Origin of the sequence: Acidisarcina polymorpha (assembly GCF_003330725.1) — a bacterium.
GTDB classification, from domain to species: Bacteria; Acidobacteriota; Terriglobia; order Terriglobales; family Acidobacteriaceae; genus Acidisarcina; species Acidisarcina polymorpha.
Window position 1 is genome coordinate 5,544,183 of the sequence record NZ_CP030840.1, and the last position, 21,727, is coordinate 5,565,909.

The window sequence follows — 21,727 nt, forward strand, 5'->3', positions numbered from 1 at the left end:
CTGCCGGTCGAGAGCTGGCAGATGGGGCTGTGGGAGCGCCAATTCAGGTTTGGAAAAAGGTGACAGATTTGTTGAAAGTTGATCTGGTGGGGGTCGGGCTCAATGCAACGGACACGCTGATTTCGCTGCCACACTATCCCGCACCTGGCTCGAAGACGGAGTACCGGGATGTCAGTGTGATGCCCGGAGGGCAGGTCGCGACGACGGTAGTGGCATGTCAGCACTGGGGGATGACGACCCGGTATGTCGGGAAGCTGGGCGACGACTCTGCCGCGAAGCTGCATCGCGAGGCGTTTGTGCGCGAGGGGGTTGAGGCCCGGCTCATTACTGTTGCCGGCGGTGCAAGTCCGCAGTCGCTGATCCTGGTCGATGCCGATGGCGAGCGGACGGTGCTTGGGCGGCGCGATGAACGGCTGATCCTGCAGCCGGAGGACCTCGATCGGCAATGGGTCACCAACGCTCGCGCACTCCATGTGGACGGCCATGACACGGCTGCGGCGACACTGGCGGCGGAATGGGCGCGGGAGGCCGGAATCCCGGTGATTGCCGATCTGGATGAGCTCTATCCTGGCGTCGAGCAACTGCTGGAAAAGATCGATTATTTAATCGTGAGCCGGGACTTTCCGACGCGGCTGATGGAAGAGGCGCACCTGGAGAAAGCGCTGCGAAGAATGCAGCGCCGGTATCGATCGGTGCTGACCGCAGCGACCCTCGGGGAAGAGGGCGTGCTGGCGTGGGATGGGAAGCAGTTTCATCATAGCCCGGCATTCGCCGTGCCGGTGATCGATACGACCGGAGCGGGAGACATCTTCCATGCCGGATTCATTTATGGGTTGCTGCAAGGCTGGGGACTGAAGCGGCAGCTCGATTTTGCGTGCGCGGCGGCGGCGTTGAATTGCACGGGCATCGGCGCGCGGGGCGGCATTCAGACGGTTGCGAGCATTGAACAGTTAATGGCGACCGGCTCTCGGCATCCAGCGGCCCGGGTAGTGGCTTAGGGCTTAAGGGTCTCTGATTAAACCGGTCACGCTTGCCTCAGCGACTGAAGCCGCACTTAGGTTGTAGCGCTTTTGGCACGGCTGACGCCGTGCCCCTTCGAGGCTGGACTTCATCAGGTTCCTGGCTGAGCATTTGGGGAAGCCTGGCTCCAGTTCGCCGAGCTCCCGAAAGGCTTGACCGGGCGCACGGGCTGAATCTCTTCCGGCTTGTTTACCGATCGAGGCCCGCGACGACTACGCCAATTCTTAAGTTCGGCTAGCCAGCATTGGTGTATTCAGCAAGGAACTTTTTCGAACGGAGCGTCGTCAGGAGACGAGTCAAGGATGCGCGTTTGTTTCGTTTTGAAGGTACGAGCCGAGAGGGTGGATGAATACACGAAGCGCCATGCCGAGGTCTGGCCGGAGATGCTGGATGCACTTCGCGAGACGGGTTGGCACAACTACTCCTTGTTTCTTCGGCCGGATGGGCTGCTGATTGGCTATCTGGAGACGGCTGATTTCGAGAGGGCGGTTGCGGGCATGAAAGAACATGCGGTGAATGCACGATGGCAGGCGGAGATGGCTCCGTTCTTTGAGCTGCCTGAACAGGGTGCGGCCGATGAAAACATGCTGCCGCTGCGGGAGGTCTTTCATCTGGACTGAGCTGGCATCTGGACTGAGCTGGTGAGACCCAGCGATTGGCAGGGATTTGGCGATTTCGATTCGCCAACCGTATTCTGATGGTCGACGACCGGAGGATCCCGCGAGCTGAACAGGATTGCGGCGGGACTGGCGGAAGGGAATTCGCGCATTGAGCTTGCTTCATGATGACCGGCTGTTTCCTGGGGACCCTGCAACGCGAGCGATTGCAAGACGGCTCTTTGAAGGGATTCGCGATCTGCCACTGGTGAGTCCCCATGGTCACACCCAGGCGTCCTGGTTCGCTCGCGACGAACCATTTCCCGATCCTGCCAAGTTGTTTGTGCAGCCCGATCACTACGTTCACCGGATGCTTTATAGCCAGGGCGTTTCGCTGGACGATCTGGAGATCGGGGTGGCGGAGCTGAAGGACCCGCGCAGGGTCTGGAGGATTTTCGCGGAGCATTATTATTTGTTTCGCGGCACGCCGACGCGGCTGTGGCTCGATTATGCCTTCGAGGAACTTTTTGGCTTGGAGGAGCGGCTGTCGGCAAAGACCGCCGACCATTCCTACGACATCATTGCGGAGAAGCTGGCGACGCCCGAGTTCCGGCCACGGGCGCTCTATGAACGCTTCCGCCTCGAGGTGCTGGCGACGACGGACTCGCCGCTGGACTCGCTGGCCGACCACCAGGCGATCCGGGATTCGGGATGGAAGGGCCGCATTCTGCCGACATTTCGCCCTGATCCGGTGGTCGATCCGGAGTTTGCGGGATTTCGCGAAAACGTTCTAAAGCTGGGCGAGTTGACTGGAGAAGACACGAGCGGCTTCAAGGGATATCTGGCTGCGCTCGAGCAAACTCGTGCCCGGTTCAAGCAACTCGGCTGCACGGCGACCGACCATGGGCATCCGACGGCCAACACCGCGGCATTGGGCAGAGAAGAGTGCGAGCGGCTGTTCGAGTCGGTGTTGAGCGGGCGGGCGGATGCTGCGCAGCAGGAGCTATTTCGTGCGCAGATGCTGACGGAGATGGCGGGGATGAGCGTGCGGGATGGGCTGGTAATGCAGATTCATCCGGGCAGCGTGCGCAACCATAACCTGCAGGTGTATGCGCGGTATGGGCGGGATATGGGCGCGGACATTCCGACGGCGACCAACTATGTGCACGGGTTACGCCCGCTGCTGGATCGCTATGGCAATGAGCGGGAGTTTACGCTGATCCTGTTCACTCTGGATGAGTCGGCGGCGAGCCGCGAACTTGCGCCGCTGGCGGGACATTATCCTTGTCTGCGGCTGGGTCCGCCGTGGTGGTTTTTCGATAGCCCGGAAGGGATGCAGCGGTTTCGGGAGAACGTGACGGAGACGGCCGGTTTTTACAACACAGTTGGCTTCAATGATGACACTCGCGCGTTTCTGTCGATTCCTGCGCGGCATGATGTGGCGCGTCGCATGGATTGCGCCTTCCTGGCGAAGTTAGTGGTGGAGCATCGCCTGGATGAGGATGAAGCGGTCGAGGTGGCGCGGGACCTCACTTACAACCTGGTTCGTTCGGCTTACAAGCTGTAGCGGAGTGAAGATGACGAGAGGCTCTGAAGCGATGGCGATGAAGGGCGGAGCCCGGGTGGGCGCATGGGGCCGGTAAGCGAAGTGGATCTCGAAGCTGAAGAGCCGGGCTTTCCCGTTGGGCGGATCGGGAGGGTGCGTTGGACGATCTGCGCGATGCTGTTCTTCGCGACCTCGATCAACTACATGGACCGGCAGGTGATCGCGCTGCTCAAGCCGACACTTTCGCAGAGCATCGGGCTGACGGAGATCGACTACGGGTATATCGTCGATGCGTTCCAGATTGCTTATGCGATCGGTTTGCTGATTGCCGGGCGGGTGGTTGATAAGGTCGGCACGCGCATCGGCTATATCGGCGTCATGGCGGTGTGGAGTCTCTCGGCGATGGGACATGCGCTGGCGAGCACTCCATTTGGATTTGGGATCGCGCGATTTTTTCTGGGGCTGGGGGAATCGGGAAATTTTCCCGCAGCGATCAAGACGGTGGCTGAGTGGTTTCCGCAAAGCGAGCGTTCGCTGGCGACGGGCATTTTCAATTCTGGCGCCAATGTTGGAGCGGTGCTTGCTCCGCTGATTGTGCCATGGATTACGCTGCATTACGGATGGCGCGCGGCGTTCCTCGCGACCGGCGTCTTCAGCATGATATGGATTGGCTGGTGGTTTAAGTACTATCGACGGCCGGCGGACCATCCGACGCTTACCGGCATGGAACTGCGGCATATCTACCAGGAGGCGGCGACGCAGATGGGGCCGAATGTGCCCTGGGTGAAGCTTCTGGGCTATCGGCAGACCTGGGCGTTTGCGAGCGCCAAGTTTCTTACCGATCCTATCTGGTGGTTCTATCTCTTCTGGCTGCCGTCGTACTTCAGCGCTAAGTTCCATCTCAACTTATCGCATATCGGTCTTCCGCTGATCATCGTCTATAACATGTCGGCGGTGGGCAGTGTGGGTGGTGGATGGCTTCCTGCTCCTTTCCGCAAGCTGGGACTTTCGGCTTCGAGTTCGCGCGTCTTCGCGATGCTGGTCTGCGCGTGCCTGGTGCTTCCTGTCTTCACGTTGAGCAACATCTCATCGGAGTGGATGGCGATCGGAATATTAGGCATTGCCACCGGCGCTCATCAAGGATGGTCGGCGAATCTGTTTACTACGGTGTCCGATATGTTTCCGCGCAATGCGGTGGGCGCCGTGGTTGGGATTGGCGGCATGGCGGGCTCGGTGGGCGGGGCGCTGCTGGCCTTCTTTACCGGGCATATCCTGGAGCGGACCCATAGCTATGCGATTCTATTCTTCTTGTCTTCGAGCGCTTATCTGGTGGCTTTGATGATCATGCGGCTGCTGGCTCCGGGTCTGAAGAAGGTAGAGTTTGGGGGATGAGCTCCGCTGTGACCTCTGATTCAGTCGGGCGGAATTCCTCCGGCGGCTGAAGCCACATTGCTGCGACCTGGGTTTCATGATTCAGAATAGTGGTCATCGCTTCGCCGCGCAGCCGCTGCCACGCGTCGTTGATGAGGTTGAGCCGGCGCGGACCGCGTGCGTCCTGAGAGGCGAGAGATTCCTGTGTCAGGACGGCGCCAGGCAACGATGTTATTGGCTGGCTACTAAGTTCACGAGCGAAGTTATCCATTCGGCTAACTGCCCTTGCACCTGAAGTCCGGTGTCGAGCACTTCGTGATGATCGAGGGGTTTTCCCTGGATGCCGGCGGCGAGGTTGGTGACGCAGGAGATGCCGAGGACCTCGATGCCCATGTGGCGGGCGACGATCACTTCGTGGACGGTGGACATGCCGACGAGATCGGCGCCGAGGGTGCGGAAGGCGCGGATCTCGGCAGCGGTTTCAAAGCTGGGCCCGGAGACGGCGAGGTAAACGCCTTCGGAGGGAGTAAAGCCGATCTGCTCGGCAGCGGTAATGGCGAGCTTGCGGAGCCGCGTCGAGTAGGGTTCGGTCATGTCAAAGAAACGTTCGCCGAAGCGGGGTTCATTCGGGCCGATGAGGGGATTGGTCCCAGTGAGATTGATGTGATCGGCGAGCAGGACGAGCTCGCCCTGCTTGAGACCGGAACGAATGCCCCCGGCCGCATTGGTGACAATGAGGGTGTCAATTCCGAGTTGCTTGAGAACGCGGATGGGAAAGGTGACCTCGGCAGCCGTGTATCCCTCGTAGAAATGCGCACGGCCCTGCATGACCGCGACGGGAACGCCTTGTAGGGTTCCGATGAAGAGCATGCCAGAGTGGCCGATGACGGTTGGGTGAGGGAAGTGCGGGATGGCGGTGTAGGGAATGACAACCCGATCCTCGACCTTTTCGGCGAAGGCAGCGAGGCCGGATCCAAGGATGATGGCGATCTTGGGACCGGCCGTCGCGGGGAGACTGACCGTGCCGGTCAGCTGGGAGCGGATGTAGTCGGCGGCGACGGCGGATTGTTCGAAGATGTTGGAGGGCATCGTGGATCGGGGTTGCCGATTTTCTGATGATAACCGGGGCGGCCTGATTGACGAGAGAGATTCGTCGTAGTGGGTTAATCCCCGGGTGCTCGGGCGAATTTGGGGGCACTCTCGTTGCCCGGCGATCCAGGGTTGGTTCAGCAAGCCGGGTGGGGCGCATTCGCTGGTCATCGGTCTAAGCTGCGCACGGCGCTGCGGACATGGCTGCGGATTGAGCTGCGCTCTGGTTTGGTCGGGGCTGCGCGGTAGCTTTGCGAACTCAGGACGCCTGGGCGGCGTCGATCACTTGGTGGAAAGAACAAACTGATTGCCGTCGGCGTCCTGAAATTTAGCAAAATGGCCCCAGGGCTGCTTTGTGGGTGGCGCGGTGAAGACGACTCCCCGGGTGGTCAGCTCCTGGTAGGTCCGATCGATGTCGTCGGTCATGAATGTCACATTCGAGAAGGTGCCGATCCGGTCTTCATGGCCGGGAGGTGTAAATAAAACTACCCTGGTTTCGCTGCCCGGGATACGCAGTTCTATCCAGTGCTGCTTCTCGTCGAACGGCTGATCGGTCAAGATCTGGAATCCAAGCTTCTCGGTGTAGAAGGCAAGGGCCTGCTCCTGGTCATGGACTGGAATGCTCACAAATTTGACTGCCTTGATCATGATTGTTTGCTCCTGACGGAGTCAGTGTATGGCGAAATGTGCCCATTGAACAATCAAATAAAACAATAGTAATCTTAAGAACTATAGTAAAAGTGACTATAGGTTATGCGACTTGTTCTGGACAGTTATATTCTTGACGTGCTGATGCGCGACCTCACCGAGCACGAGAAACGCCCGTCGGCCTTTCTTGTCTATCTTCATGTGTGCAGGCATAGCTTGGCTGCAGGCCAGCGGACGGTAACGTTGAGCCATCAGCAACTTGCCGAGGGCACGGGTTTATCGAAGTCCGCAGTGCAAGGGGCGGTGAGACTTCTGAAGCGGCGCAAGCTGTTGTCAGCCTCAATGAGGAATCCGACGGCTACTCCGATTTATCGGGTTGAACGCCCGTGGGCCCGGCGGAAGCAGGGCTGAAAGCGGATCTCGATGGCACAGCTCCGAGGAAGAAACGCGGCATCGCTCCTACTATTCGCTTGCCGAGGCGCTCGCTTGTCCGAGCTCTGAGAGGCCCCTGCCAGCGGCCACAGCGGAGTCCTCGGGAATTTATCGGTCCTTCCCGGGTTACTCAAAGTAGATATATTCTTAGAACCACCCGGAGTAAGTTATGCGACGCCGAACGTTTCTGAAGACTGCGGCAGCCATGCTTCCGTGCGCAGGACTGCACGACGTAGTTAGCGGCTACACCCACGCCGAAGCCGCCGCGCCTCCAACGGCGGATTCGCTTCATGTCGTTGGCGCGGGTGAAGACCGGTTTCGCCAGCCTATTTCCACGGGCTTCAGCACGATGCTATTCAAAGTTGCCACCAATGAAACGGCCGGCGGGTTGTTCCTCATCGAGCATAAGAATCTGGTCAACGCCGGGCCGGCCCTACACTTGCACGTCGCCCAGGAAGAGTGGTTCTGCGTCGTTGAAGGAAGGGTTGCGTTTCAGGTAGGGGAGCAGAGATTTGAATTGGGGCCGGGCGAGTCGGTGCTCGCCCCGCGCCGAGTGCCGCATGCATTTGCCGGCACCGGCTCAACACCGGCGCACATGCTCATCGCTTTCAGCCCCGCAGGCCAGATGGAGGCATGTTTCCGGGATGGCAGCAGTCCGCACTCTGCTGCCGAACGAGCCGCGTTCTTTCGCCGCTATGGCATGGAATACGTTGGCCCCTCGCCGTTCAACAGGCCGTAGTCGGATACCGAGGACACGAGAAGGCGATAGCGGACCTCTCTGGGACTATGCTGTGGAGCAGGTGTATGAGTGATGCTGCGGAGAGAGCGCTGTTGTTTGGGCAATGGCGTTGCTGGGAGGGTCATGGAGGCAGGAAAAGCGATCGCCTCGACGACCTGATCGTCAGCGAGTCCGTTTCATTATGGGACGCATCAAAGAAAACATAGTGGGGTAATGCAGATATAGTGGGGGGCAGCGTGGCTTCCGCATGATATCGTCGTGGACGAAGCGAAGGTTGGTTTCGTCGCCTGAGTCTTTTGATCCGAAGGCTGATAACGCGGGCTAAAGTTCGTCAATTATTGCTGAACGAAACATAGTCCAGTAACCGGTTTGCTGGTACTGCCCGGGGGTAGTGAACGTGGAAGAATTTGAGATAACGTTTGACCGGGAAGAGGATGGACGCTGGATAGCCGAGATCGAGGCGCTTCCGGGTGTCATGGCCTATGGATCTACCCAGGCTGAGGCTGAATCAAAGGTAAAGGCAATTGCGCTGCGTGTGGTTGCTGCCCAGATAGAAGAGGGGAGGGCCTTGACTTCAGAGGTCCATTTCTCGCACGCGTGAGCAGAGGTCGAGCTGCGAAGCCAAGAAAGTCTTAAAAGCTTTGAAGCGAATTGGCTGGAATGAGGTTCCCCGCAAGAGTGGCTCATCCCATGTGCGCTTGATCCACAAAGACTACGCTAATCCATACATATGGAGTTTTTCAGATTCCGAAGAGCTTGGCCCTGTCATGCTCGCGAAAATTGCGAAGCACACAGGGCTAACGGAAGATGACCTGTAACTTTGCGCCCTTCGCTCCTCTCACGATAACTCAGCGTCGTTAGAAAGTGGTGAAGCGGGCTCTACTCTTTGATCACTTGTTTATTCCACAGGTACTACTATTCAGCGCAACTTCAATTGCTTCAAAAGATCCTGAAATCGAGGGTCACTCTCGCATCCTTGAAAGAGCGGGTCGCTGCCGAGGATGTTCATGCCTTTGTCACGTCTTTCGAGACCGGACCGCAGAAGCCGCATGGCATTGTCGGTTTCCCCGAGCGCGCAGTAGACGATGGCGATGTCTACTGCGGAGACGTAGCGGGTTTTGGATTCTGCTTCAAGACGGTCCGCGATCGCTTGTGCCTCGGTCTTGCGGCCGAGGCCTGCAAGTGCATGTCCTATAAGCGCGAGGGCATTCGGGGTATTGCCGAAGAGCTGAGCGGCGTGCTGGTACTCGGCCAATGCGTCGGGGAACTTGCCCTGCAACTCGTATACTTTTCCGAGTTGGAGATGGGCCTGGGCGAAGTTCTCATCGAGTTCGAGGGCGCTTTGCACCCGGGCCAAGGCTGCCGGGATGTCGCCGGCGGAATATTCGATCTCGGCGGCATCGGACCGCAGGATGACGGAAGCCGGGTCCAGATCGAGGGCCTGCTGTATCTGGGCCCTGGCTTCCGGGTAGCGCCGCATGCGGGCGAGGTGCAAGGCATACCAATGGTGAGCGGTAGGATCATCGGGGCTCAGTTCTAAAGCCTGCCGAAACTCTGCCTCGGCGCCATTCCAATCCCAATCCAGTTCCAACTTGACGACCGCGAGCACGGTATGGGCTTCCCCAAGGCGGGGATTGAGTTCGAGAGCTCGTTCAGCAGCAGCCCTGGCGTCGAGGAGAGACTTCGAAGGTCCGGGGCCGCCGTAGGAGCTTAGGATGACCTCGGCCTTGCCTAGCGCAGCATAGGCATCCGCGAAATTTGGATCGATCTCGATGGCCTGCTTGTAGTAACTGATCGAACGGGTGAGGCCCTGAAGCGTCCGTTGATGCCACAGATACCCGCCACGCAAAAAGAGATCGCGGGCTCGGGGATCGGCGGTCTGCTGCTCGATGGTCGGGGTTCGATTGGTGAGCCGCTCTCCCACGTTCAACGCGATATCGGCCGCGACCTTGTCCTGGTTGTCGAGGGGCTCGCCTTCATCCCTCTCGTAGGTCTGGGCCCAGAGATGCTGATCTTTGCGGGCATCGACCAATTGGGCGACGATCCGCATTTTCCCCCCGGATCGCGTGACCGATCCTTCAACCACTGCATCCACATTCAGCGCCGAAGCGATCTCGGGTAAGGACTTCTTCGCGCCTTTGAACTGCATCGTGGATGTCCTGGAGATCACGCGCAGCGAGGTGCCTTTGGCGAGCAGGGTGATGAGTTCGTCGGTCATTCCGTCGACGAGATATTCCTTGGTGGAGTTCGGCGAAAGGTCGACGAAGGGAAGCACGGCGACCGACTGATAGGCCGGCGGTGGGGGCGGCTTGGCTGTGGGGCTCCTCTCACGGTGGAGGAGGTAGACGATGAGTGGCAGGAAGACGGCCAGAAATCCGAACAAGATGGCGAATTGCCGCCACAGAATAGCTTTCGGGCGCGTTGGAAGCTCAGGACCGGCCGGTGTTCCAGGATCGGCCGGAAGCCTAGGTTCGACGGAAATCTCAGTACCGGCCGGAAGCCCAGGATTGGCCAGGAGCCCAGGCTCGGCGCTTGACTGCGGAATCTGGGCGTTTTCGCTTCTAAGAGGCTGGTCGGCGGAGGTCTGGTTGCTGGTCGGCTCCTGGAGCGATTCTTTAGTGGCGGGCAGGGGATTCAAGTTGGCGGTTGATGTTGCGCCATTGCTGGTCGAGATTTCGGGGGCGGAGACCACTGGGGCGGACAAGCTTGGGGAGAAGAGTTCTACTAATGGGGGCTCGGATGGCTGGACCTCCACCACTTTCACCTCGGCGATGAAGCGATACCCTTTGCCGACTACGGTTTGGATGTAGGCCGGCTGCCGGGGATGGTCCTGAAGGACTCCTCGCAATTTGTTGATGGCAGTATTGATACTGTGTTCGGTTTCGAGGAAGGTGTCGCTGCCCCAGAGCCGCTGGATGATGGTCTCCCGGCTGACCAGGTCGCCGCGCTGCTCGACGAGCAGGATGAGCAGCTCCATGGGGATACGCTCCAGCTTGATCGGCTCACCGTTGCGCCGAAGTTCGTAGCTGGAGACTTTGAGCTCAAAGTCACGAAACCGTAGTAGCTGAGGAGCCATGTGTCTTGAAGGATGCGGTGGGCCTAGCTTATCGACATCGAGCCGAAATTAGATAACTGTTAACTGGCTACTCTTTTGATCTTTAAAATCCCCCGCAATTATAAGGTCAGCCTAGTTGCGTGTACATAACTCAATTTAGACCACCTTTAGATTGGGTTAGATCACGTCTTGAATGACTCAGGAGGCATTCGCGACGTGTCTACCAGCTTCAAATTGCATCCTTTTGGGCGGGGATCAACGAAGAACCGAGTCTTTCGACTCGATCGAAGCTATTTGACAGCTCAAACTTTAGTGCTTGCAAGCGCCGGCTGTCTGGGGTGGACCAGCCGGGCGAATCCCGGCGGCTGGACTCTTTCGTGCAAGACTTAGAAGCATAAGGCCTTTGCTACAATCGCTTTTGCTTCCATCGAAGGATTGCAGACGGTGTGCCCGACAGGAGACGTATGAGCAAGCTCTTAAGTGCGATTCAACAGAATCAGGAATCCGTCCTGAATGACTGGGTACAACGGTTAAAAACGGCCACCCGGCGTAGAGATCTGATTGGCAGCCGGGAGTTGGAGGTTGAGGCGGCGGAGCTGCTGTCGGCGATCGTGAATGTCCCGCCGTCAACCACTCTTGAGGACTTCAATGGTGCAGGCTGGGAGCCATTGAAGGAGATGCTGGCGAATCTTTCAATTTCGCGCGCGAGCCTGGGGTTCACTCCGTCGGAGACGGCGGTGTTTGTGGTCTCGATAAAGCCATCGCTCTTTTCGCTAGCGCGTCAGAGCGCAGGCGGGAATACCGATGAGGCCTTCGAGGAGATTTCCGTCGCCAACGAGTTTGTCGATAAGCTCGCCCTGTTCACAACCGACAGCTACATCCATGGGCGGGACCAGGTGATCACCCGTCAGCAGGAAGAGATGCTGGAGCTTTCGACGCCGGTGGTCACGCTGTGGGACGGGATTGTGGCCCTCCCGCTCATAGGAACTTTAGATAGCGCCCGCACCCAGGTGGTCATGGAATCGCTGCTACAGGCCATCGTGAGCACCAACTCCCGGTTCGCGATCATCGACATTACTGGTGTACCGACAGTTGATACGCTGGTCGCCCAACACCTCCTGAAGACCATCACGGCGGCGCGTTTGATGGGCGCTGAATGCATTCTGAGTGGTATACGCCCGCAAATTGCGCAAACCATCGTCCACCTGGGAATCAACCTGGAAGACGTGATCACCAAGTCGAAGCTCTCCGATGCGTTCCGCCTGGCGCTTGAACGCAGCGGGCGGAAGGTGGTGCGGATGGAAAAGACCACTGAATCGTCTCTCACCAATTCGCGGGGGATCTAAATGGAACGTATTCCGATTTTGCGGATGGGGAACTATCTGCTGGTCACGATCCAGGTAGATATGCACGATAAGCTGGCGTTGACCCTGCAAGACGACTTGACCAATCGGATCAGCGAGGTGAGTGCGAAGGGCGTGCTCATCGACATTTCTTCGCTAGAGATCGTCGATTCCTTTATAGGAAGGACGCTGGCGAATATCGCGTCGATGGCGAAGGTCCTGGATGCGGAGACGGTGGTCGTCGGCATGCAGCCTGCTGTGGCGATCACTTTGGTGGAATTGGGGATGTCCCTGCCTGGCATACGCACTGCTCTAAATGTGGAGTCCGGGATGGAATATCTGCGGGACGCGGTCGCAAACCACGAGGAGAGGGATGATTTTTACGGGGACAGTACAGAAGACTGAAACGGTCCCTATCCAGACTTCCTCCGATGTAGTGGTGGTTCGGCAGCGGGTGCGGGTTTGGACGACCGAGATGAAATTCAGTCTGGTGGAGCAGACTAAGATCGTGACTGCGGCCAGCGAACTGGGCCGGAATACGCTGGAGCATGGGGGAGGGGGAAGCCTTGAATTGGCGCTGCTGATTAATGGGTCGCGGCGTGGGATTCGGCTTCGCTTTTCCGACCAGGGGCCGGGCATCCCGGATGTGGCCCTGGCGTTGAGGGACGGGTATACCTCCGGCTCGGGGATGGGCCTTGGCCTGGGTGGGAGCAAACGGCTGATGAACGAGTTTGAGATCGAGACGGCTCCTGGCGTGGGCACCACGATTACTACCGTTCGGTGGAAGTGATGAACCACTTGACGCGGAAGATCCCAATCAGCGAAACCGATCTAAGCCAGACCGGTAATGCCCGCCGTCAGGCCTTGTCACTTGCCGCAATCATGGAGTTCGACGACCTCCGGCAGGGGCAGCTTGCCATTATTGTCACTGAGGCTGCGCGCAACGTGGCTGCTCACGGCGGTGGTGGTGAAATCCTGCTCTCGCCCTGGAGGCAGGGCAATATCTCGGGGATTGACATGCACGCCCTGGACAAAGGCAGGGGAATACGAGATATAGCTTCTGCGCTGGAAGATGGTTTTTCCACTGCGGGGACGCCGGGGAACGGCCTGGGGGCGATGTCGCGGCTGGCGGGCTGCTTTCACATCTATTCGACGCCAATGCACGGGACAGCGGTGTTCGCCCGGGTGCTGCGGACGGCCCACGACATGGAAAGCGAGTTGCCTGCTTACGGTGTCAGCGCGATTGTCCTGCCGTATCCCGGAGAGACGGTCTGCGGCGACGCCTGGAGCGTCGACCGGGCCCCCGGGCGCAGCGTCTATATAGTAGCCGATGGATTAGGGCATGGAGCGGCGGCCGCGGAGGCTGCGCAGGAGGCCATTCGCGTCTTCCACCTAACCGCATCCGACTCGCCTACACAGATCTTGAGCGAGATCCACGGCGCGCTTGGGAAGACCCGGGGGGCCGCGGTTTCGGTTGCCGAGGTGCTCCATGACGAGCGGGTGGTGAACTACGCCGGCGCGGGCAACATTGTCGCCGCTGTCGCTTCCGTCAGGAAAACCAAGAATCTGGTATCGATGAATGGGACGGTTGGTCACTCGGTCGCCAAGATTCAGCAGTTTGCTTACTCCTGGGAGGAAGAATCGGCGTTAATCATGCATTCCGATGGACTTGCGACGCGATGGAATGTAGAACAGTACCCAGGGCTGGCATCGCGCCATCCGGCTCTTACGGCAGGTGTGCTCTTCCGTGACTTCTGCCGTCATCGGGATGACGCAACAATCCTGGTTTCGCGGATTTAGGCGATGAACGACCCGCAGGCGTTTCCTATCCTGACACTTCGCCTCCGACACGAACGGCACGTGGTCCAGGCGCGCCAGCGGGCCCGCGAGATCGCCGCGCTGCTGGGCTTCGAGCACCAGGAGCAGATCCGGCTCGCGACGGCGACCTCCGAATTGGCGCGCAATGCCTTCCGTTATGCCGTGAATGGCCTGGTCGAGTTTTCGGTCGGCGTGAATTCCCCTCAGAGCTTGTATGTCTCGGTCAGCGACTCGGGACCGGGCATCAAGAACCTGCGGGAGATTCTAGACGGAAAGTATGTCTCCCACAGCGGCCTGGGGAGAGGCATTATCGGCACGAAGAAGTTAATGGACGAGTTTGAGATTGAGACTTCCGGGCATGGAACCTGCGTGCGCGCCGGCAAGCTCTTACCAGGTACCGCGCCTCAAATCACTGCCGAACGCGCCCGGCGTCTCGCTGCCGAGCTGGGCAGAGTTGAAGCAAGCGATCCATTCGAAGAGATTGAACGCCAGAATCAGGAGCTGCTCAAGACCCTCGCCGACCTTCGCGAGAAGCAGGAGCAACTGGTGGCCTTGAACCGCGAGCTGGAAGACACCAATCGCGGAGTCGTGGCGCTTTATGCGGAACTCGATCAAAACGCGGAGGACGTGCGGCGAGTCTCCGACTTGAAGACCAGCTTTCTCTCCAACCTGTCGCACGAATTCCGCACACCGCTGAACTCGATCACGTCCTTATGCCAGATGCTGATCGGGCGCGTCGATGGAGACTTGTCGAGCGAGCAGGCAAAGCAGGTCCACTATATCCATAAATCCGCCGCCGAACTCACCGAACTGGTGAACGATTTACTTGATATAGCCAAGGTGGAAGCGGGCAAGATCGACATCAAGCCCAGGCATTTCGAGGTTCCGGACCTGCTGGGCGCTTTGCGCGGCATGTTGAAGCCGCTCTTGACGGGCAACACCGTGGAGCTGATTTTCGATGCCGAACCGGATTTGCCGCCGCTCTACACCGATGAGGGGAAGCTCTCGCAGGTCCTTCGCAACCTGATCTCCAACGCTTTGAAATTCACGAGGATCGGCTATGTCCGAGTGTCCGCCAGCTTGGCCGATGAGGAGACGATCCTCTTTCAGGTTGCCGACACGGGCATCGGCATAGCTCCAGAGGACCAAGGAAGGATCTTTCAGGAGTTCGTGCAGATCGAGAACGACTTGCAGACAAGAGTCAAAGGTACCGGCCTTGGACTTCCGCTCTCGAAGCGGTTGACGGAGCTACTGGGGGGGACGATCGGGGTGGAGAGCCAATTCGGCGCCGGTTCGACGTTCCATGTGAGCCTGCCGATTCGTTATGGCAAGGAACAGGAGCCGTTGACTGAGGTCCCGGATTTGGTCTCCCCTGCAACTGGTCCGTGCATTCTTTTTGTCGAGGACAACCGGGAGGCGAGGTTTGTCTACGAGTCCTCGTTAAAGACGACCAACTATCATCTGCTCTTCGCGCAGAATATCCCGGAAGCCCGGGCTGTATTGAAACTGAACAAGCCTTCGATCATCGCTCTCGATCGTTTCATCGAGGGGCTGGACTGCCTGTTTTTCATTCAGGAATTAAGAACACGCGGCTACACCGGTCCCATCGTCGTCATCAGCGTGGTCGACGATGAAAGGGCAGTATTGGCCGCGGGAGCCAACCGCTTTCTAGTTAAACCCATCTCTTCTTTCAGGTTGGCCAATACTTTCCGGGAGCTGCTCGGTGAGGAGTCTCCTGACACCGTCCTGCTTGCCGACGACGACGAGATCACTCGTTATCTGCTCGGGGACGCGCTTGGGAGACTTGGCTATAACGTCGTGGAAGCGAGAAATGGGAGGGAAGCCATCCGGATCGTAGGCACAAGCAAATTGAATGGCATGTTTCTCGACATTGTCATGCCCGACTTGACCGGCTTCGAGGTACTTCGGGAATTGAGGCGCATGCCCGCTGCCGGGGCTATCCCGGTCATCGTTCATACGTCGAAGGAGTTGTCCACTCGCGAGTTGGATGACCTCATAGGGTTTGGCGCGATCTTCTATCCCAAACAAGAGTTCAGCAGCGACGACGGTACGAGAAAGCTGAAAGAGGTGCTCGCGTCGGCAGGAATCGGGCAGTGATCACGGAAGAAAACGCGGTCCTGATCGTCGATGACCGTGCTGCCAACCGCTACACCACTGCTCATGCCCTCAAACGAGCGGGCTTTCAAGTGATCGAGGCGGCCACTGGTAAGGAGGCGCTGGAACTCTCCCGCCTGCTACCAGCGGTGATTATTCTGGATGTCAAGCTGCCCGATATTCTCGGCTATGAAGTGTGCCGCCGTATTAAGGCGAATGCGCAGACGAAACACATTCCCGTGCTCCAGCTTTCGTCGTCCTTTCTGACCAATGAGAGCAAGCTTTACGCTTTGGAGAGCGGCGCCGATTCTTATCTGATCCAACCTGCCGACCCGGTGGTGCTGGTGGCTACGGTGAAGTCGCTGGTGCGGCTCCATCGGGCTGAATCGAGCGCCCAACTCGCGGCTAAACAATGGCAATCCACCTTCGATGCCTTGAATGAAGGCGTAGCCCTAGTTAACTCTGCCGGTATTGTTCAGCGTTGTAATCGCGCCATGACAGAAATTCTGGGCAAGGCGTATGGCGAGCTGGAAAACCGGACCTGCAGCGAACTCATCTGGGATTGCTTTGGTCTGTTCGTGTCGCTTACCAGCGAGCGGGTCTCGAAGGAGGTCCAGTCGGGGGACCGATTTTTTCGTTTGAGCCTTAACCCGATCATCGCCGATGAGGCGTCCGCGGGGAGCATTTTCATCGTTGCCGATACGACCCAGCAAAAACTAGCAGAACAAGCGATCCTCATCAGTGAACGCCTGGCGGCTACCGGCCGCATGGCGCACACCATCGCACACGAAATCAACAACCCGCTGGAGGCGATCACCAACCTGGTCTATCTGGTCCAGACTTCGCTTGACGATCGTGAGGCGGCGCAGCAGTACATCGATTCCGCGGCCTCAGAGGTCGCCCGCGTCTCCCGCATCGCGCGCCAGATTCTTTCATTCAACCGCGAGTCTTTTTCGCCGATCGAGATTGATATCGCGGAACTGATCGACGACGTTCTCGCTCTGAACAACCGAGCCATTGTGGACAAGAACCTGCGCATTCGAAAGACCGCCCGCGGGGCGCAGATGATCGAAGGCTTTCCCGCACAATTGCGGCAGGTTTTCTCTAATCTGATCCGCAATGCGGTGGAGGCGTCGTTTCCGAATAGCGAAATCCGGATCAATATTTCTCCCAGCGGACTGCGGCGCAACCTCGCCGACCCCGCCGTGCGGGTGACCATCGCGGACCACGGGGTTGGCATCGCGCCGCAACATCTGGGCCGCATCTTCGACGCTTTTTTCACGACCAAGGCTTTGAAGGGATCCGGTGTCGGGCTGTGGCTAAGTTCGTCGATCATCCACGAACATGGCGGGCGGCTGCGGGTCCGCAGCTCGATTGAGCGCTCTCACTCGGGGACGTCCATGTCGGTTGTGCTGCCGTGCAGGCTGCGAAAATCCGCAGACATCGACGACGTGCCAGCGGTGATCGAGGCGCTTATTCCGCGGGCAGTGTAGACGTAGCGCGAATTGATGGAATCGCAGATCCTTCGCTTCGCTCAGGATGACAGGAAGTTTTCAGGATGACCGGGAAGTTTTCAGGACGACCGGAAGATGTCTCACGAATTCTTGAGCTTCGAGACTAGCGGGTGCCCGCGCTTTCTTCGACGGCTTGCTCGAGTGGCTGCTTGACGATTCCCATTTCCACATAGATCGGCCGCATGACCGCACGCACTGCTTTCAGCTCAGTCGTGAACCAGATCGCCCCAGCAATGCAGAATGAGCCGGTAATGATGACGGTGTGGGGCGCGCCAAAGCGGTGCGCGAGCGCGCCCGCCAGCAGACTTCCGAATGGCGCCATGCCGACGAAGGCCATGGTGTAGTAGCTCATGACCCGGCCGCGCTTGTCTTCCGGGACGAGTGTCTGAATCACGGTGTTGCTGGCCGCGAGACCTTGCATCATGCCGAAGCCAACGACCAGCATCAGCAGGAGCGAGACGATCAGATTCCGGGAAAGCCCGAAGAGGATGAGTCCTGCGCCAAACAACGCCGCACTGAGCTGAATCATCGTGGTCAGACCGCGGACCGACTTGCGCAGAGCCAGCGAGATCGCCGAGACCAGAGCGCCTACGCCTGACGCGCCCATCAAATATCCCAAGGTGTGAGGGCCGCCATGAAAGACCTGCGACGCGAAGATGGGCATCAGCACCATGAACGGCATGCCCATCAAGCTGACGAGAGCGAAGAGCGTGAGGATGGTGCGAATGGGACGAAAGGTGGTGACATACGACCAGCCTTCCTTGAGCTGGTCGATCGTCGAACCGATGGCGCGCCTGGCCGGCGCCGCTGCGATACGCATCAGGAGCAGGGAGAGAATGACGGCGAGATAGCTGATTCCATCGATGGCAAAGCAGTAGCCCTCGCCTACTGCTCCAATGACGACACCGGCGATGGCGGGCCCAACCAGACGCGCCATGTTGACCATGGAGGAATTGAGGGCGATGGCGTTGCCGAGGTCTTGTTTGTCCTCCACCATCTGGATGAGGAACGATTGCCGCCCGGGCATGTCGAAGGCGTTGATGAGGCCCTGCAGGGAGCTCAGCGCGATGATCTCGGGAACGGTAATGACCTTGGCCAGGGTCAACGCCGCCATGGCGAGCGACTGCACGGCGGCCAGCGCCTGGGTCCAGACCAGAAGGTTTCGGCGCTCGAGGCGATCGACTAGGACACCGGCAAACGGAGCCAGCAGAAATGTGGGGATCTGGCCAGCGAAGCCGACGATGCCTAACAAGAGCGCCGAACCAGTAAGGCGATAGACTAGCCAGCTGGTTGCCACCCGGGTCATCCAGGTACCAATCAGCGAGATGCTTTGACCGGCGAAGAAGAGCCGGAAGTTGCTGTGACGAAGTGCTCGCCAGGCGTGAGAGTAGCGGCCGAACAGGGTGGTCGAGGGTTGTGCCGCCTGTTCTACCATTCGCCGAAGTCACTGTGGCGGGCGGCTTGAAGACCGGTGCTGGTTTGCGCCTGCGCCGGGAACAGCGAAGCGTCGCTTGTCCAGAACGGGCGCAACGCTCTTAAACGCGATCGGCTCTGTCGCAGAGATGAATTCATCTGCATGATTAGACGTCATCCCCCTCTCAATTCGATGCACTGAGAGCGGGTGGTCAGAGTTCCGGGGGAGGGTCACACATCCGCACGGTTTTCAGGGGGTCGGGCTCCAATTGCGAGACGGTGCAGAAAACCAGCCGCGCAGCTCCTGGTTGAAAGCTAGAGGCGTAGCAGCTCGAGGGTCGCCCGGTCGGGTTGTCCCTGGAAGTATTTTGCCAACGCATCGGAGAACACATCTTGTTGCGCTTCGCGCCTTTGTGTCTGGGCCTGCTGAAACAAGGTGACTGAGGATCGAAACTTCAGATGGTCCGGATACCCGAAGATATCCTCGATCGAGCGGTTCTGGATGCCATTCACAATTGCCGTACACTCGCGCAAGCGCGGCCCTAAGACGGGATGTGCGAGGTAGGCTGCAGCCTCTTGAAGCCCGCTGATTGCATAGCGCGCAGCGGTGGAACTGAAGCCGAGGCCGGCAATTTGCGGAAAGATGTACCACATCCAGTGCGAGCGCTTTTGTCCGGCTTTTAGTTCGGACCGGGCTTGCTCATAAGTGGATTGCTGGGCATCGATAAAGCGCTGCAGGTTAAACGTGTCTTGGTGAAGAACTTCTCGATCTGCCATGAAATGGGCCCTCATCCCAGAAGTGTGCTAAACGGCCTGCCGGGTAGCCGAGAGCATCTCGCCTTCCAGGTCGAAGGCCTCGGCCAGGAGCTCATAAGAGCGGACTCGTGCGTTATGGTCGTGAACGATCGTGACTACCATGATCTCGTCAATACCAAGAGCCTCGGCCATTGCTGTCAGCTGCCTGCGAACCGAGCTCGGGGTACCAACGGCGTAGCGCGGCCACTCCTCACCCTCCGGGAACCATTGCCGAAAGACTGCTTCCGGAATGGTGGCGAGTTCAGCGACCGCCTCCTCGGGCGGAGCAACGGTCCGCAAGTCTCCCTGGCGGATGCGACGGAAGAGCAGCCGGGCGCTACTTGCCAGGCGCTCCGCTTCGGACTCGGTCTCCGCGCAGATAACGCCCATTGCGAGCATCGCCTGGGGATACGATCCGAAGTCGGAGGGACGAAAGCTTTCTCGATAGGCGGTGATGGCTTCTCGAGTCCGGTTGGGATCGATGAAGTGGGCGAAGTTATAGGGCAGGCCGAACTGGGCAGCGGCCTCGGCGCTCCACAGGCTCGATCCCAGTAACCACACCTCCGGAGTTCCGGGCATGTCCGGCGAGAGATGGATCTTGCTGAACCGATGCTCGGCGGGAAAATCCTTGTGCAGGAATGCCAGCAGCTCTGTCAGCTGCTCAGGAAAGTCGTCCAGGGGCTCTTTTCGGTTGCGGCGCAGCGCATAGGATTCCAGTGGGCTTCCTCCGGGCGCGCGGCCAATGCCCAAGTCGATGCGCCCTGGATATAACGCATGCAGCACACGGAAGGTCTCAGCCACTTTGAAGGCGCTGTAATGGGGCAGCATGATTCCGCCTGATCCCAGGCGGATGCGGGAGGTCTCACTGCCGACCCGGGCCAGCAACAGCTCCGGCGCCGGGCTCGCGAGCACATCCATGGCATGATGTTCGGCAATCCAGTAGCGATGGAAGCCGAGCGCATCTGCGTTTCGCGCCAAGTCGATCGTGTTCTGGAGCGCATCTGCCGGCGTCGAGCCTGACGAAACCGGTGATTGATCGAGCACTGAAAGCTTCAAATCGGCCATTGTTTCACTACTCCCCATCTAAAACTCTTCCTATCATTCGATGCGGAGGCAACCGGGAAAGAAGCGGCCGCCCAGGAGTAGGGGGAGTAAGGGTCGGGTGTGACAACGGTCACTGACGCGGTTCCAGTTCGAATTGATACTGAATACGACTGGAGGAAGTGACCCATGAAAAACTCTTCCGAACTCGCCACGCTAGCGGCTATGGCTAATCCTAGCCGGATCCTCGTCGCCACCGATCTCACCGATTGCGACTTTCTCGTCCCGCATGTGGTTGGGCAGGCTTTAGCCAACCATGCGCACGTAACCCTGATTCACGCCATCGTTCCGTTGAACTCCTTCCCGCTGGAAGCCGGCGCGACTCCGTACCCGGAAAGGGACTCAATTGACCGGGAGGCCCAGACTATCCTGTTGCACATGGCGCATCAGATCCGCGCACATGGCATCTCCTGCGATGTGGAGGTGAAACATGGTTTTGCATCGGATGTCATTCGCGAGGAGTTAAGCAGAATCGGCGCCACGCGGCTGATCATGGGCACACATGGCCGCGGCAAATGGGGCCAGTTTGCCCTCGGATCGGTCGCCAAGGAATTGCTGAAGATGGTCGACGTTCCGATCTTCACCATTGGTCCGCATGCGCTGACGCCCTCGGTGCAGGCAAACCCGCACCGGATCCTGCATCCGGTTTCGCTGGTTGGCCAGGACAATCGATCGATCGCAATCTCGACGGAACTCGCGCGCACGTATCATGCGGAACTCACCTTGCTGCATGTCATGAGTCCTGACGTGGGACGGGCACATAACTCGGAACGCACTCTTACCTGGGCCCGGCACGCGCTTGAGGCGCTCATTCCTAAAGGTGCAGAGCTGACTCCGCCAGTGCAGACCATTGCGACTTGTGGAAGTCTGGTAGACGAGATCCTGACTACCGCCGCAACGAGTAAGGCGGACTGGATCGTTCTTGGCGTCGACGGCGACTATCCTTTCTGGTCATTCAAGGATGCGACGGCGTACAAAGTGCTTGCATCGGCGACATGCCCGGTGTTGACCATTCGGCACGTGTCCCGAGCCGTAGCGACGGAAACTATCGCCGACGAAGCCACGCATGCTCCCGCGGCGACAGTCCTCGCTTGAAGAATTCAAGCTTACTAAGGACCGCCGAGCAAGCGGA

At 58.8% G+C, this 21,727-nt stretch carries 21 protein-coding genes; 15 read left to right on the top strand and 6 right to left on the bottom strand.

Annotation, left to right across the window (positions count from 1 at the left end; all coding sequences use genetic code 11):
• Positions 1 to 59 precede the first annotated feature (59 nt).
• The 4 genes from ACPOL_RS23595 (at position 60) to ACPOL_RS23610 (ending at position 4,554) form a co-directional block, all read left to right on the top strand.
• The gene (locus tag ACPOL_RS23595; protein ID WP_114211012.1) at positions 60 to 998 is read left to right on the top strand and encodes a carbohydrate kinase family protein; all 939 of its coding nucleotides are present in this window, start codon (positions 60 to 62) and stop codon (positions 996 to 998) included.
• 324 nt (positions 999 to 1,322) lie between these two features.
• Entirely contained in the window at positions 1,323 to 1,640 is a 318-nt protein-coding gene (locus ACPOL_RS23600; protein WP_114209223.1) for an L-rhamnose mutarotase, read from the top strand.
• Between the two features lie 148 nt (positions 1,641 to 1,788).
• Positions 1,789 to 3,183, top strand: a complete 1,395-nt coding sequence (uxaC, locus tag ACPOL_RS23605; RefSeq protein WP_114209224.1) for a glucuronate isomerase — start codon at positions 1,789 to 1,791, stop codon at positions 3,181 to 3,183.
• Positions 3,184 to 3,246: 63 nt separating this feature from the next.
• On the top strand, positions 3,247 to 4,554 hold the full coding sequence (locus ACPOL_RS23610; RefSeq protein ID WP_114209225.1) for an MFS transporter: 1,308 nt from the start codon (positions 3,247 to 3,249) through the stop codon (positions 4,552 to 4,554).
• A 210-nt stretch (positions 4,555 to 4,764) separates the two neighbouring features.
• On the opposite strand, the gene ACPOL_RS23615 is transcribed toward ACPOL_RS23610, so the two are convergent.
• A complete protein-coding gene (locus ACPOL_RS23615) occupies positions 4,765 to 5,622 on the bottom strand; it encodes a purine-nucleoside phosphorylase (RefSeq protein WP_114209226.1) in 858 nt (285 codons plus the stop codon).
• Positions 5,623 to 5,904: 282 nt separating this feature from the next.
• On the bottom strand, positions 5,905 to 6,270 hold the full coding sequence (locus tag ACPOL_RS23620) for a VOC family protein (RefSeq protein WP_114209227.1): 366 nt from the start codon (positions 6,268 to 6,270) through the stop codon (positions 5,905 to 5,907).
• Between the two features lie 105 nt (positions 6,271 to 6,375).
• Between ACPOL_RS23620 and ACPOL_RS23625 the strand changes: the two genes are divergently transcribed.
• From ACPOL_RS23625 to ACPOL_RS23640, 4 genes are all read left to right on the top strand, one after another.
• Positions 6,376 to 6,681 carry a helix-turn-helix domain-containing protein gene (locus tag ACPOL_RS23625; RefSeq protein WP_114209228.1) on the top strand — a complete coding sequence of 102 codons (306 nt, stop codon included), beginning with the start codon at positions 6,376 to 6,378 and terminating at the stop codon, positions 6,679 to 6,681.
• 190 nt (positions 6,682 to 6,871) lie between these two features.
• Positions 6,872 to 7,441, top strand: coding sequence for a cupin domain-containing protein (locus ACPOL_RS23630; RefSeq protein ID WP_114209229.1), 570 nt, complete (start codon positions 6,872 to 6,874; stop codon positions 7,439 to 7,441).
• 397 nt (positions 7,442 to 7,838) lie between these two features.
• A complete protein-coding gene (locus ACPOL_RS23635) occupies positions 7,839 to 8,042 on the top strand; it encodes a type II toxin-antitoxin system HicB family antitoxin (protein ID WP_114209230.1) in 204 nt (67 codons plus the stop codon).
• Positions 8,026 to 8,259, top strand: a complete 234-nt coding sequence (locus ACPOL_RS23640) for a type II toxin-antitoxin system HicA family toxin (RefSeq protein ID WP_114209231.1) — start codon at positions 8,026 to 8,028, stop codon at positions 8,257 to 8,259. The genes ACPOL_RS23635 and ACPOL_RS23640 overlap by 17 nt, the downstream gene beginning before the upstream one ends.
• Before the next feature lie 101 nt (positions 8,260 to 8,360).
• On the opposite strand, the gene ACPOL_RS23645 is transcribed toward ACPOL_RS23640, so the two are convergent.
• Positions 8,361 to 10,517, bottom strand: a complete 2,157-nt coding sequence (locus ACPOL_RS23645) for a tetratricopeptide repeat protein (protein ID WP_114209232.1) — start codon at positions 10,515 to 10,517, stop codon at positions 8,361 to 8,363.
• A 443-nt stretch (positions 10,518 to 10,960) separates the two neighbouring features.
• On the opposite strand from ACPOL_RS23645, the gene ACPOL_RS23650 reads away from it, so the two are divergent.
• Genes ACPOL_RS23650 through ACPOL_RS23675 form a run of 6 tightly spaced genes read left to right on the top strand, consistent with a single transcriptional unit; the run spans position 10,961 to position 17,265 of the window.
• Positions 10,961 to 11,842: an STAS domain-containing protein gene (locus ACPOL_RS23650; RefSeq protein WP_114209233.1), complete on the top strand. Its 882-nt coding sequence runs from the start codon at positions 10,961 to 10,963 to the stop codon at positions 11,840 to 11,842.
• Positions 11,843 to 12,244 carry an STAS domain-containing protein gene (locus ACPOL_RS23655; protein ID WP_114209234.1) on the top strand — a complete coding sequence of 134 codons (402 nt, stop codon included), beginning with the start codon at positions 11,843 to 11,845 and terminating at the stop codon, positions 12,242 to 12,244.
• Positions 12,213 to 12,629 (top strand): anti-sigma regulatory factor, encoded by a 417-nt coding sequence (locus tag ACPOL_RS23660; RefSeq protein ID WP_114209235.1) that lies wholly within the window; start codon positions 12,213 to 12,215, stop codon positions 12,627 to 12,629. The genes ACPOL_RS23655 and ACPOL_RS23660 overlap by 32 nt, the downstream gene beginning before the upstream one ends.
• A complete protein-coding gene (locus ACPOL_RS23665) occupies positions 12,629 to 13,639 on the top strand; it encodes an ATP-binding SpoIIE family protein phosphatase (RefSeq protein ID WP_114209236.1) in 1,011 nt (336 codons plus the stop codon). Before ACPOL_RS23660 ends, ACPOL_RS23665 begins: the two co-directional genes overlap by 1 nt.
• A gap of 3 nt (positions 13,640 to 13,642) precedes the next feature.
• Positions 13,643 to 15,775: an ATP-binding protein gene (locus tag ACPOL_RS23670; protein WP_161557534.1), complete on the top strand. Its 2,133-nt coding sequence runs from the start codon at positions 13,643 to 13,645 to the stop codon at positions 15,773 to 15,775.
• Positions 15,772 to 17,265, top strand: coding sequence for an ATP-binding response regulator (locus ACPOL_RS23675; RefSeq protein ID WP_114209237.1), 1,494 nt, complete (start codon positions 15,772 to 15,774; stop codon positions 17,263 to 17,265). Before ACPOL_RS23670 ends, ACPOL_RS23675 begins: the two co-directional genes overlap by 4 nt.
• A 124-nt stretch (positions 17,266 to 17,389) precedes the next feature.
• Here the strand turns inward: ACPOL_RS23675 and ACPOL_RS23680 are convergent, their stop codons facing one another.
• The 3 genes from ACPOL_RS23680 to ACPOL_RS23690 form a co-directional block, all read right to left on the bottom strand.
• Complete coding sequence (locus ACPOL_RS23680; protein ID WP_114209238.1) at positions 17,390 to 18,721, bottom strand: MFS transporter; 1,332 nt, start codon at positions 18,719 to 18,721, stop codon at positions 17,390 to 17,392.
• Positions 18,722 to 19,014: 293 nt separating this feature from the next.
• Positions 19,015 to 19,476 carry a DUF1810 domain-containing protein gene (locus tag ACPOL_RS23685; protein WP_114209239.1) on the bottom strand — a complete coding sequence of 154 codons (462 nt, stop codon included), beginning with the start codon at positions 19,474 to 19,476 and terminating at the stop codon, positions 19,015 to 19,017.
• Positions 19,477 to 19,503: 27 nt separating this feature from the next.
• Positions 19,504 to 20,559 (bottom strand): LLM class flavin-dependent oxidoreductase, encoded by a 1,056-nt coding sequence (locus ACPOL_RS23690; RefSeq protein ID WP_114209240.1) that lies wholly within the window; start codon positions 20,557 to 20,559, stop codon positions 19,504 to 19,506.
• 165 nt (positions 20,560 to 20,724) lie between these two features.
• Here ACPOL_RS23690 and ACPOL_RS23695 point away from each other — a divergent pair, with 165 nt between their 5' ends.
• Positions 20,725 to 21,690 (top strand): universal stress protein, encoded by a 966-nt coding sequence (locus ACPOL_RS23695; protein WP_114209241.1) that lies wholly within the window; start codon positions 20,725 to 20,727, stop codon positions 21,688 to 21,690.
• Positions 21,691 to 21,727: the final 37 nt, after the last annotated feature.